Here is a 12,496-nt window from a genome sequence, read left to right on the forward strand (position 1 = left end):
TTAGCACTTAAGCTAACGGTCTGTTGCAGTTTAAAAGTCGCTAAATTGCAGCGTTTAAGACTTAAAAAAACGCCAATACTAAAAATAGACACTGGCATCCAGGATACTACTTTAGTAATAAATATTTGAGAAATTTACTAAATAAGAAAAAAAGCAAAAGAAACCCTGGCCATTGTCTATTTTTAGTATTGGCGTTTTTTTAAGTCTTAAACGCTGCAATTTAGCGACTTTTAAACTGCAACAGACCGTTAGCTTAAGTGCTAAGAAACTTACTCAGCAGAAAAAAAGATAAAAGAATCCCGTGATAGATTGTTCTCACTCTCTAATCCTGCAAATTGGCGTACTATACTGTCTTAAACAACTTATAAGCACGTTTCAGCTTGTATAGGGAAAAACCTAGAAGTCTAGGTGAAATTAATAAAGACATAAGGTGCATATAATACAAAAATTTAAACATAAGAGGCCAATCTTAATACTCTTGTCGTTTAATCTGCACAGATGAAGATAACTGAATACCTCCAGTAACATAATAATGGGTTTGGAGGAACTTGTCAAGTAGTTTTTTCGCATATGCCAAAGCTGGTTTGATATGCGAGAGGTCTAAGTTGTATGGCATAAGGCTATTTATACCAATTCTGTATGTAAATCCCTAACTAGAGCTTCAGCACATTCTCTTTGAACGATTATACTGATCTTGGTTTCAGATGCTGTGATAGCGAGTATTTCTATCTTTTTTTCGCTCAAGACCTTGAGTATGCAGTGCATCACCTCAGTATTAGACATAACGCCAATACCAATTATTGAAATTCTAGCTACGTTATTGTTTATGATATAGCTCCCATTCAGTAGCTTTTTCATTGAATCAATATCAAATTCGGAAATTACAAGACTTGATCCGTGTATCATATCAATTTTAATGTTTGCCCCTGCAATATCCCTTAAAATACGCAAGGTATCTGCAAGGTTAGCAAAAATTACAAGAGCTTCATTGGTGCTGTAAGTTATTCCAGTAATTGTGTATCTCTCCAGTACATCTTTTTTATGCAGTACTACAGTTCCTTCCACCTCTTTAAAGGTGGACAGCACTTGTACTTTAATGTTGTGTTTCATTGCAAGCTGTACTGAACGATTATGTAGTATTTTAGCACCAGATGATGACATCTCCAACATTTCATCGTAAGAGATAGATTTGAGCTTGCGTGCTTTTGGAACAATTTTCGGATCAGCCGTATATATTCCATCGATATCAGTAAAAATCTCGCAAACTCTGACGTTAAAAGTTACCGCTAAGGCAACTGCTGATATGTCAGAGCCTCCTCTTCCAAAAGTGGTGATTCTATCATCATATATACCCTGAAAGCCAGCAATGATCGCTACAGTATACCCTTCAGTAAAAGACCTTTTCAGGTGGTCAATCTCTATTGTTTTTATTTTAGACTCGGAGTAAAGATCGTCTGTTATAATCGGTAACTGCCAGGCGAGCCACGATTTAGCGTTTATTCCTATAGATTGGAGAGTGATTGCTAACATGCCGCAAGAAATCTGCTCTCCTGCTGAAAGTATAACGTCATACTCCGACAGCTCTCGTTTGCAGCTTAAATCTGAGATTTGTCTAGCCTGAAAAGCCATTTGATCAGTAAATCCTGCAACAGCGGATACAACGACGATTACGTTACAACCTCTCTCAACATCTCTTTTTATCAAGTTTGCAACTCGGTTTAAGTCAGTTAATGAGGTCCCACCAAATTTTTTTATGATTATATTGTCCATAGCTACAATATAGCTTTCCTCCAGAAAAAAATATAGCGCTAGTTGATATAAATTTTAAAAGACTCAGTTATTCTCAATAGTAAAGTCCCTAGCTAGGAATAGCGAACCACAAATCAGTATGGTTTTGACATTCTGGATAGGAACTTTTAGTATGTGGTTTAATATGGCATCACCGATCGATTCACATTCAATAGCATTTATTCCTATATTATTCGCTCCCTCTCTGATTAGACCTGTATCTGTTGCTTTAGGCTCAGACTTAACACAAACCGCACATAATAACTTGATATATGGTTTAAAGTGTTCCAAAAACTCTTCCACGTTTCTGTTACGAGTAACACCAAAAATCATATAGATACCTTCAGCAAAATTATCTTTTACCCAATCAGCTAATACTCTAGCACCATCGTTATTGTGCGCACCATCTAAAAATAATTGCCAATCTTTCGGTAACAAAGAAATTAAATTTCCCTCTTTTATAAGCTCTAGTCGTGCAGGCCAGTAGGTATGTTGTAAACCTGAAGTGATATCCTCTTCTCCAATATCAAATTCGTACTTTCCGCTCAAAATGCTACATGCTGCAATAGCGTTTCCTGCATTAATTATTTGATGATCGCCCTTCAAAGAAGGCAAAGGAAATTCTATTGATTGAATAGCTGATTGGAAAGTCATTTGAGCTCCAGCGCGTAACGCTGGAATCCACTCATTTTTTTGCTGGATCCCGGTGTTAGCTACTTGGATGACAGACAGTTGTTTACTGCAATTCCACTCAACCCCACCCCTATATAGAGGAGATTTCTTATTGACTGCATATTGCTCTAGCGTATTCATTATGAACTTTTCTTGTGGTGCTATTACGCAAGGAACATTGTGTTTCATTATTCCAGCCTTTTCACCTGCTATAGTTTCTACAGTAGGACCAAGATATTCCATATGATCAAGTGCGATGGAAGTAATGATTGTTAAGATCGGATTATCTATAACATTTGTTGCGTCAAGTCTTCCACCCATACCTACCTCAATTAAAGTGACATTGGCTTCATAACGAGAGAAAACTAAGAATGCTGCAATTGTTGCAGCTTCAAACAAAGTGATAGGCTGATCTGCAATTGCACTGCGGCATTCTTCTAATAAACTATATAATTCATTATCGTCGATATGACTTCCTGCAACGACTATTCTCTCATTAAAATTAACTAAATGTGGAGAAGTGTATGCATGAACCTTATACCCTGCTGCCTGCATTATGTATCTTATGAATGATAATGTTGAACCTTTTCCATTAGTTCCAGCTATGTGAATTGCCGGAGGCATTTTTTTTTCGGGATTGCCTAACTTACTTAGAAAGCTTTTCATGCGCTCAAGAGAAAAGTCTTTTGGTCTTCTGCCAAGTGGCTTAGGCCAGTGAGGCATGTATATCATAGATTGTTATTACATTTTAATTCATCTATAACACTCGCTATACCATGCGTATCAATTTTTTCACTGAATTGGGAACGTTGATTAATAGAAATACTTATTCCATTCATTACAACATCATTTATTAAGAAAGAACTGTTACTTTTAGCAACTTTAAAGTCAATATTTGTGAATTCTTCGTCGCCGTAGGAAAATCTTGTACTAACCAAGCAAGTTCCATCATCACCTGCTTTTGAGCCCATTATAGTCATTTCGCTGTTATTCATGTACTTATACAAAATTTTGACGCACAAACGCATAAGATACACCTCATATTCTTTTAAGAAACTTTCTCTTTCTTCCTGGGTAGTCAAAGTCCAATGCTTTCCCATTACAAATCGGGATATTTCTTTGAGATTAACATTGCTTCGAATGATCTCCTGAAGTTTTATATATGTATATTCCTGATTTCTTTTCTTCTCTTTTGTGTATATGCTATCCACTTGTTGCTTCATAGCATGCACAAAAATTTTGTGATCTGCACAACTGGTGTAAGCACCTGAAGAAATTATAACAAAAACAATAACGATTAAAGCTTTAGTAATATTCATAAGGTATATTTATTCACCGTAATACTTAAAATGCAAAGTTTAATAAAGATAGTTAGTTTTACTGTTGACTGCAATATACATATAGACACAACTTGTGTAAACTAGCTATAATTATAAGGGTCTGTTCTATACGTTATGAGTTAAGTTAAATTTCCCGAGCGATAATTTCTAGTCAAGGGAGTTGCCTCTATTAATTTCGTTCAAATTAATACGTGATGCCCACTTTAACTTTAGGTCTCAGGAATCTACTAAGACCGACGGTAGATACGGACCCTGTTCCAGTTGATTTAGATTTATGCTCTACCGATACAAAGAACAAGGTACTTTTCTCTGTTCATCCGATGAGATATTTCAGGTTGTAATTGATGTTGAGAAGTATCCTGATTTTGTTCCTTGGTGCAAAGCTGTTTATATAAAAGAAAAAATCGATAGTCAAATGGTTGTGGATCTCCTAGCAGCTTTTCATGGTATTAAAGAAAGATATACATCAGAAGTAACCTTTCTTTCTCCAAGCAGAACAAATGAAGGTTGGATAAAAGCTGTATCATCAAATGGAATATTTAAACATTTATACAATGAATGGAAATTCATTCCTATAGGTAAAAATAAGACCATGGTGAAGTTTTATATAGAATTTGAGTTTCAATCTCGCTCGCTTTCAACTCTATTAAACTCAGTGTACAAGTATACACAAAGTAAAATAATTGCTGCATTCAAAGAAAGAGTTGAGAACCTTGCTAAGTAAAAGTTATCTTGACATTATTAATATAGATACGTATTTTTCTTAGTAATTTTGGTGTTTATATTGTAATGATTTTCAGACTATTGCTTTTACTAGTTTTTATAAGTGTTAATTCTTATACAGCTGTTAAACAAGACTTGTCCAACAACCAGTACACTCAAAAAACTGGTGAAATAACAGCAGAAGAACTATTATTACCATTGCCCGATGACAAATCACTAGGTAATCCAAAAGCGCCAATTTTAATGATAGAATATGCTTCGCTCACTTGTTATCATTGTTCCCTTTTTCATAAGGAGGTTTTTCCTGCAATTAAAAAGAAATATATAGATACGGGCAAAATGTTATATATATTCCGTCATTTTCCTCTGGATTATAGAGGATTAAAAGCTGCAATGCTAAGCTATTGCTATGAAAAAGAAGAAGACTATTTTAATTTTAACAAAGCTGTTTTTAATTCAATAGACTCGTGGAACTACTCTGATTTAAGTGATTTAACTGTACTACAAAGGATTGCTGCACTGAGTAACTTAAAGCAAGACCTATTTAACCAATGCATTGATGAAAAGAAAGGCAAAGAAGTGTTTAACAAAATTATAAACGATAAATCACTGGCAATAAATAAGCTTGATATTATGGCTACTCCAATATTTTTTATCAAGCTTAACAGCAATAAATCACATACAGAACATAATAAGATTAAACACGAGGGATACAAAACATTAGAATACTTCACTAATGTGATAGATAAGCTATATGAAAAAGCTATAGTGAAATAATACCACTGTAGCTTATCATAAAAAAACCCTACGTTGAGCTATCGTTTTTTACCACTGCTTGTTGTTTCTTACGCTCAAATTCTCTTTTTTTACTGTGCCAAGCGTAATAATACATAGCAATTTTATTTTCTATTAATATTATTGTTCCATCATAAAATTGAACCATATCCATAACTTTTTTCTGGGCTTCATCAAAACGTTCCCTATATTTCTCACGATAAGCTGGGTTATGTAACAATGTAACCCCTTCATCTTTGTTAGATTTTTTGCTTAACGTTTCAACTTCACCAGCAATATTATAAGACATATAACCCCCTCTAATTGATTATGAAAATTATATTTTAACTAAAAAGAAATGCTCATGAGCAGTTCCTCAAGTTCTAGTATGACAATCTATCGACTATTATACTAGTTAATTATAATATTATATATAATAATTTTTGTCACTTAAAATTTTACGCTGTAAAAAATAATAACCTAAAATAAACGTTTTTATTATTTTAAGCTAGCATATATAAATTTTATATAAATTAAATCATTAATACAAGACATGGCACGCAACAACTCTAGCATGAAATTATCATACATAAGAGATTTATTCGCAAAGAAGTACAAAAAAATAGAGGAATACTGTATTTTTGAAGAAAAGAAATACATCCAAATTAGCGCTGAAGAAGGAAAATTGCTCAGTTTATTTATAAAAATTCATAAAGTAAAAAGTATCGTTGAAATTGGTACGTTATATGGGTATTCATCGATTTGTATGGCAAAAGCTCTACCTGAATATGGCCATATATACACAATAGAGAATAATCCTGAGCACTTAAGTATAGCAAAAAAAAATTTTAGTGCTTTCAATCTGGACAATAAAATTACTTTAATAGAAGGCGACGCATTGGAAAAACTGAATGAGTTGTCAGCAAAAGCACCGTTTGACATGATGTTCATTGATGCCGATAAAGGTGGTTACCCTAAATATTTAGATTGGGCAGAGCTGTATATTAAACGAGATGGACTAATTGTTGCAGATAACACTCTATTGTTTAATACAGTGTTTTTAGAATCACCTCCAAAGGAAGTATCAGAAAGATCATGGCAGGCTATGAGAGAATTTAATCGTAGATTATCAGACGAAGAAAAATATTACTCTATGTTGATTCCAACTGATGAAGGGATGACTGTAGCTTTAAAGCTAACATGAGTTAAAAATCAAAGTTGGCATAATGTACAGGAGGAGTTAATCCAGAAATCCTTTCTAATAACATCTCGCGAAAACAGGGCCTTGACTTAACAATAGAGTACCATTCTTTTAAAATTCTACTTTTTTCCCATGGAAAACTATTTACATAGTCCATTACAGAGATATGTGACGCTAAAGTAATGTCAGCCAAAGTGAACTTATCGGTTGCAAGCCAAACGTTTTTGCTAATTAAGTGTTCAATATATTCTATATGGCAAGACAGGTTATGCTGAGCTGCATGAAGAAATCTAGAATCAGGGCTGCGGTTAATTATTACTTTTTCGTTTATAATGTATTTAGTGACCTCGTTATAAAACTTGTTATCAAACCAATTAACCAAAGCACGTATTTTAGACTTAACAATAGTAGAAAAATCGAGCAATTTGATATCACTGCTGTAAGTTTCTTCTAGATACTCACAAATAGCAGTGCTGTCTGTTATAATAAAATTATTATCCATAAGCACTGGTACTTGTCCAGTTGGGTTAATCTCCATAAATTCATTCCTCTTCTCCCACGGATTCTCGTATACTAAATCACAACCTAACTTTTTCTCCTTGAGAAGAGCTCTAACCTTTCGTGAGAATGGACAAAGAGGGAAGTGATATAAAATCATAATTAATTTCTATATGTAACTTATGCAACCCCAACTAATCATAGACTACCATAGGATATACCTTGCTGAATAAAAAAAAAAGTATAATATTTTACAAGGTATGCAGGCAAAAACTCTGTAACTTGGTCAGGTCAGAGATGAAGCAGCCATATCAGAATCTTTTTGGGTTGCATACCTATTGAACTCTTTGTTTATCGTAAGTTATGAACATAGCATTAAAATATCGTCCTAGTAGCTTCAAAGATCTAATAGGTCAAGATATATTAGTACGTATATTGGAAAACGCTTTTACTCTCAACAAAATCCCACAATCCATACTGCTCTCTGGTAGTAGTGGAGTTGGTAAAACTACCACGGCAAGAATAATAGCTTTGTGTTTGAATTGTTCCATGGGACCAACTTTTGAACCTTGTGGATCATGTGAAAATTGTCTAGCGATAAAGAATTCAAGTCACCAGGATGTAATAGAAATTGACGCAGCAAGTCACACTAGCGTTGAAGATATCAAAGTAATCCTAGGAGACATTTGCTATTCGCCTATAAGCTCTAAATTCAAGGTTTATATTATAGACGAAGTACACATGTTATCCAGCAGTGCATTTAATGCATTGCTTAAAACCCTAGAAGAACCACCGTCCAGTGTAAAGTTTGTTCTGGCAACCACAGAGATAAAAAAGATACCGATAACTATTATTGCACGTTGTCAAAGGTTTGATTTGCATAATATCCCTGCAGCTAAAATAGTGGAGCGGTTGAATGACATTGCACAAAAAGAAAATTATCTCATTGAAAATGGGGCATCAGAATTAATTGCACACCACTGTAGCAATTCGATGCGTAACGCTTTATTTTTAATGAATCAAGCGGTGTTATATAGCAAAGATGGCACAATATCCACCAAGAATGTGATAGAAATACTCGGTTTGGTGGATAAAGATATTATATTTGATCTACTGGAAGCAATATTAGATGGTGATTTACAGAAGGCTCTGTCAGTATTCGACAAGGCAATAAAGACAGCAAACCCACTCAGTATTTTCGAAGGTCTATTGCAAACAATCCAATTAATATGCCGTTATTTGATTACAAAAGAAATCGATAGTTCAGTTATAGAATGTGAAAAGAACAGGATAAAAGACTTAAGTGTAAAGAAATCTTTAATATTTTTCTCGAGATTGTGGAAGATGTTGCTCAAGGGAGTTCAGGATATAAAAACTTCAACATGTAACGATATTGCTGCTGAAATGATGTTAATTAGCCTCTGTTATCTTTCTGATTTACCTTCCCCTGAGCAAGTAGTCAAAAAAGTTCTTATGCAGAATACCCAGCAAAGGAATATGCGTAACGCAGAGAGTGCACAGCAAAAAAATTACGATTTTGATAAAATTCTGCAACTATTACGACAGAATAACCAAATTTATCTTTACAAACAGCTATGTAGTAATCTACAATTAGTGGATTGCAAACCTGGGTATTTAAAATTAAGAGCCGTATCTCGGTTAGACAAAAGTTTTTGTAATGACTTGAAAAATTACTTAAATCAAGTGACTCAGCAAGAATGGGTTGTCACAGTTGATGTAGGCTATGTGAGCAGGGAAGTAAGTAATTTGAATAATGCACCTGCAGTCAGGAATATACTTGATACGTTTAAGGGTGCAAAGATAGTTAATATAGAGAATAAGGAGTAGGTTGTGGATTTTAGTCAAATAATGAAGCAAGCACAAGAGATGCAAAAAAAGCTTGCGGAAGCTCAAGAGAAGTACATTGGGAAAGAGTTTCAAGGTATTTCCGGGGGTGGCAAAGTTTCTGTGTTGGTGGAAGTTGTAAAAATAGGTAGTTACAAAGCTAAGAAAGTAAGCATAGACTTAGAGCTTATGAGAAACGAGGAGAAAGATATAGTAGAAGATTTAGTAACGGCAGCGTTCAACGATGCCATTAAAAAGGCAGAGGAAGACATGGCAAATGCAACCTCTCATCTTGCAGGTATGATGGGGTTACCACCTGGGTTTAAACTTCCTCTTTAAAAATTCTCTGTATTGCTAACTAGGTTTCTGTATTTCTGGTACTAGCATTATTTCATATACTGTACCCGAAATGTCATGCAAAGATGAAAGAAATCGCAGCAGTGAGGGAGTGATGCAGAAAGCAAAGAAATACTAGAGTCAGTGAGAAAATACCGAAAAATCAAAGGTAAAAAGTTATATAATTGTCTTTATTATTAATAAAATTTTTACCTTACCCTTAAAAATTGGTTTAAATGTCAAATATTTTATGTTATTAAGTTAGTACTTGACTTAACTTTAGTTTTTACTTAAATTGCTAAAGTGGAATTTTAATTTTTTTTTAACGAGGGCAATTATGCATTATAAAAAGTTTTTTTCAGCAACCGCTTTAGTGACGTTGCTAAGTTTATCAAACGCTGCTTTTTCAGATCCTGTTAGTCCAATAGCTGACGAAGAAACCAGCTACTACATTCGCCTACAGTACAACGGTGAATTTTTACCTTTTAAAACAGAAATTAAGGGTATTGAGTATAAAAAAGATGATAAAGACCAAGACCCTTTAAAAGCTTCTTTTATGGCTGGTGGTAGTGCGTTTGGTTACAAAATGGACGATATCAGAGTTGACATTGAGGGACTCTATTCGCAGTTAAGCAAAAATGAGGTTGATGGTGCAACAGCTACACCAAAAGTTGCAGATAATTTAACTGCATTCTCAGGATTAGTTAACGTCTATTACGATGTAGCAATTGAAGATATGCCTATCACTCCATATGTTGGTGTTGGTCTTGGTGCAGCATATCTTAGCAATCCTGCAACAGATAAAATTGTTACAGAGCAAAAGCATGGATTTGGTTTTGCTTACCAAGCAAAAGCTGGTGTTAGTTATGACGTAACTCCAGAAATCAAACTCTTTGCTGGAGCTCGTTATTTTGGTTCTTATGGTGCCAGTTTTGATAAAAGTGAAGAGGTGACTAAATCAGGTGGTGATGAAAAAGAAACCAAAGTCACTCAAGACGCATATAAAGTTCTTTACAGCACTATTGGTGCAGAAGCTGGAGTAGCATTTAACTTCTAGTCCATCTTAGCAGCTCTTCTTGTTGTCCCAGTTTTGTCATTCAAGTAACTGGTGCTGGGACCTAGAAAAAAATGTGGATTCCAGTGTTTTTAAGCACTGGAATGACATATGTAGGTTACTTTAGTTTATGGAGTTATATGCTGGCAGCCAGTGCTAAGACATCTGAGGTCCTAGTTAGGTGCAGAGATATACATGCTTTTTTAAATTGAATCTTGAATTTTTGTCGAAAAATCAATATATTATATGCATGGAGTTTTAATTTAAGTTGTTATGTTAATCCCAACAGCGAGCTTATGTATTAACAGTGCCACTAATCTCACGCAGTATATTGCTGAGGTGCGAAAATTTCCTATACTTTCCCAAGAAGAAGAAGTGCAATTAGCAAAAAATTGGCACCAATACAAAGATATTTCTTCTGCTCATAAGCTGATTACCAGTCATTTGAATTTGGTAGTGAAAATTGCAATGAAGTTCAAAAACTATGGACTGCTGCTTATGGACCTGGTCATGGAGGGAAATATGGGTTTGATGCATGCAGTGAAAAAGTTTAATCCTGATTTAGGGTTTCGCTTTTCAACTTATGCGGTGTGGTGGATTGAAGCTTCAATAAAAGACTTTATATTGAAATCTTGGTCGTTTGTAAAAATAGGCACAACACAGGCGCAAAGAAAGCTATTTTTTAGTTTGCGTAAAATAAAAAAAAGAATTTTACAGTATACAAACAGAGAAGCTTTAACCAATGAAGAAATAAAAGCAATATCCAATGAACTTTCTGTATCTGAAGGAGATGTTGTACAGATGAGTTACCGTTTAGCTTGTAAGGATCAGTCGCTAAATAAGTGTATAAAGATAGGTGATGACTCTAAAAAGGAGTTACAAGATATGATTCCATGTAACTTGGTTAGTCAAGAAATAACTTACCAAAATTATGAAGAGAAAGAATTAAAAGAAACAATTTTAAACAATGCACTGGCAAACCTTAACGAAAGGTTAAGAGACATCTTTGTCAGTAGATATTTGTCTGAAAACACTCAAACTCTAGATGAGCTTAGTAAAAAATATGGTGTTTCAAGAGAAAGAATAAGGCAGCTAGCTGAGCAGGCGATGGGTAAGGTAAGACAACATATACAATCGGAGAGTTTAAAATTTGGCTTGCATGCGTAGGTTTTTTGTACTTTTAACATTTTTTTCAGTAAGTGCTCTCACATCGGTTAGTGATGTGCAATTGAAAGAAAAATATAAAGACTGGCTTGTGTATACTGCATTAGAAGATGGGGGGAAAGTGTGCTACATCGTGTCTTATCCTAAGAAGAAAAGTGAGCATTATACAACTGATCGTAAGCCGTATGTAATGGTCAGTTATGTCGATAAAAAAGCAGACGAGGTCAGTGTTACCTCTGGTTTTCAGTACGATAAGGAACCTGTAATTCTTAATGTCGATAAAAAAGTCAAATATACATTGCCCATAATACAGGGGAGTCTCGCGTGGGCAGAGCACACAAAAACAGACCAAGAGTTAATTCTCAGGATGAAGCAAGGATTATCAATGGTGGTCAATGGAAAAACAAAAGCAGCAACCGTTGATGACACTTATTCCCTACTTGGTTTTCAAAAGGCATATCAAAAAATGCACGATTTGTGCCACACAAAATAAGCTATTTTTGCGTCTATTCTGCACTAGATCTCTTGCATTATGGTAAGGAATTTTTAGGAGAAACGCAGATTAGCACTGCAGAATACTCGGGAAGAGCGCACAACCATAAGAATATTGTGATTCGAGTCTGCTAGAAGGATGTCATCCAAGTGGAATCTAAGCCATAGAGACGGGGCTGAAAATTGAATGCAAAAACTACTTGACAAATCTCACCAAGCCCGTTATCACAAGGTTGAAGCTATTGTTTATCTTCAGTCTGTGCAGATTAAATGACAAAAAAACTTAGTGTATCTGGCGTACCATGTTTAATTTTTTGCACTATGTGCACCTCACGTCTTTTTAAAACTTCTGGTTTTCAAGCTCAAACGCGCTTATAAGTCGTTTAAAACATAAAAAAACGCCAATATTATAGGATAGATAGTAAATAACTAGCTACCGGGGTTTCTTTTGCTGTTTTTTCTGTTTAGTAAATTTTTTAAACATTTGCAGCTAAGGTTAGTTGCATTAAAAAGCAGCTAAGTCGCATTCATCAAACGTTTAGAATAAAAAAACGCCGATATTTGAGGTACATATAAATAATTAGCCACCGGCCGGGTCTTCTTTTGCTT

13 protein-coding genes and 2 other RNA genes are annotated in these 12,496 nt (G+C 34.7%); 10 read left to right on the forward strand and 5 right to left on the reverse strand.

Annotated elements, in window-relative coordinates; genetic code table 11:
• Window positions 1–624 precede the first annotated feature (624 nt).
• From GO685_RS00855 to GO685_RS00865, 3 genes are all read right to left on the reverse strand, one after another.
• On the reverse strand, window positions 625–1,770 hold the full coding sequence (locus tag GO685_RS00855; protein ID WP_175937150.1) for an aspartate kinase: 1,146 nt from the start codon (window positions 1,768–1,770) through the stop codon (window positions 625–627).
• A gap of 63 nt (window positions 1,771–1,833) precedes the next feature.
• Window positions 1,834–3,192 carry a bifunctional folylpolyglutamate synthase/dihydrofolate synthase gene (locus GO685_RS00860; RefSeq protein WP_175937151.1) on the reverse strand — a complete coding sequence of 453 codons (1,359 nt, stop codon included), beginning with the start codon at window positions 3,190–3,192 and terminating at the stop codon, window positions 1,834–1,836.
• Window positions 3,189–3,779 carry an MlaC/ttg2D family ABC transporter substrate-binding protein gene (locus GO685_RS00865; protein ID WP_175937152.1) on the reverse strand — a complete coding sequence of 197 codons (591 nt, stop codon included), beginning with the start codon at window positions 3,777–3,779 and terminating at the stop codon, window positions 3,189–3,191. The genes GO685_RS00860 and GO685_RS00865 overlap by 4 nt, the downstream gene beginning before the upstream one ends.
• A gap of 115 nt (window positions 3,780–3,894) precedes the next feature.
• Between GO685_RS00865 and ssrS the strand changes: the two genes are divergently transcribed.
• The 3 genes from ssrS to GO685_RS00880 all read left to right on the forward strand — a co-directional run bounded on the left by ssrS (window position 3,895) and on the right by GO685_RS00880 (window position 5,300).
• A non-coding RNA gene (gene ssrS, locus GO685_RS00870) (6S RNA) lies at window positions 3,895–4,056 on the forward strand.
• 18 nt (window positions 4,057–4,074) lie between these two features.
• The gene (locus GO685_RS00875) at window positions 4,075–4,524 is read left to right on the forward strand and encodes a type II toxin-antitoxin system RatA family toxin (RefSeq protein ID WP_175937153.1); all 450 of its coding nucleotides are present in this window, start codon (window positions 4,075–4,077) and stop codon (window positions 4,522–4,524) included.
• 65 nt (window positions 4,525–4,589) lie between these two features.
• Entirely contained in the window at window positions 4,590–5,300 is a 711-nt protein-coding gene (locus GO685_RS00880) for a thioredoxin domain-containing protein (RefSeq protein ID WP_175937154.1), read from the forward strand.
• 28 nt (window positions 5,301–5,328) lie between these two features.
• On the opposite strand, the gene GO685_RS00885 is transcribed toward GO685_RS00880, so the two are convergent.
• On the reverse strand, window positions 5,329–5,607 hold the full coding sequence (locus GO685_RS00885) for a DUF2671 domain-containing protein (protein WP_041044952.1): 279 nt from the start codon (window positions 5,605–5,607) through the stop codon (window positions 5,329–5,331).
• A 243-nt stretch (window positions 5,608–5,850) separates the two neighbouring features.
• On the opposite strand from GO685_RS00885, the gene GO685_RS00890 reads away from it, so the two are divergent.
• Entirely contained in the window at window positions 5,851–6,501 is a 651-nt protein-coding gene (locus tag GO685_RS00890) for a class I SAM-dependent methyltransferase (RefSeq protein WP_175937155.1), read from the forward strand.
• Between the two features lies 1 nt (window position 6,502).
• Here the strand turns inward: GO685_RS00890 and GO685_RS00895 are convergent, their stop codons facing one another.
• Window positions 6,503–7,156 carry a glutathione S-transferase family protein gene (locus tag GO685_RS00895; RefSeq protein WP_175937156.1) on the reverse strand — a complete coding sequence of 218 codons (654 nt, stop codon included), beginning with the start codon at window positions 7,154–7,156 and terminating at the stop codon, window positions 6,503–6,505.
• A gap of 90 nt (window positions 7,157–7,246) precedes the next feature.
• Between GO685_RS00895 and ffs the strand changes: the two genes are divergently transcribed.
• From ffs to GO685_RS00925, 6 genes are all read left to right on the forward strand, one after another.
• Window positions 7,247–7,344, forward strand: an RNA gene (gene ffs / locus GO685_RS00900) — signal recognition particle sRNA small type.
• A gap of 15 nt (window positions 7,345–7,359) precedes the next feature.
• Window positions 7,360–8,844, forward strand: coding sequence for a DNA polymerase III subunit gamma/tau (gene dnaX, locus GO685_RS00905; RefSeq protein WP_175937157.1), 1,485 nt, complete (start codon window positions 7,360–7,362; stop codon window positions 8,842–8,844).
• A gap of 21 nt (window positions 8,845–8,865) precedes the next feature.
• On the forward strand, window positions 8,866–9,180 hold the full coding sequence (locus tag GO685_RS00910; RefSeq protein WP_175937161.1) for a YbaB/EbfC family nucleoid-associated protein: 315 nt from the start codon (window positions 8,866–8,868) through the stop codon (window positions 9,178–9,180).
• Between the two features lie 334 nt (window positions 9,181–9,514).
• Complete coding sequence (locus GO685_RS00915) at window positions 9,515–10,234, forward strand: P44/Msp2 family outer membrane protein (RefSeq protein WP_175937158.1); 720 nt, start codon at window positions 9,515–9,517, stop codon at window positions 10,232–10,234.
• 270 nt (window positions 10,235–10,504) lie between these two features.
• A complete protein-coding gene (locus tag GO685_RS00920; RefSeq protein WP_175937159.1) occupies window positions 10,505–11,398 on the forward strand; it encodes an RNA polymerase factor sigma-32 in 894 nt (297 codons plus the stop codon).
• The gene (locus tag GO685_RS00925) at window positions 11,391–11,888 is read left to right on the forward strand and encodes an invasion associated locus B family protein (protein ID WP_175937160.1); all 498 of its coding nucleotides are present in this window, start codon (window positions 11,391–11,393) and stop codon (window positions 11,886–11,888) included. The genes GO685_RS00920 and GO685_RS00925 overlap by 8 nt, the downstream gene beginning before the upstream one ends.
• Window positions 11,889–12,496: the final 608 nt, after the last annotated feature.

This window comes from Wolbachia endosymbiont of Madathamugadia hiepei (assembly GCF_013366855.1).
Taxonomy (GTDB): Bacteria; Pseudomonadota; Alphaproteobacteria; order Rickettsiales; family Anaplasmataceae; genus Wolbachia.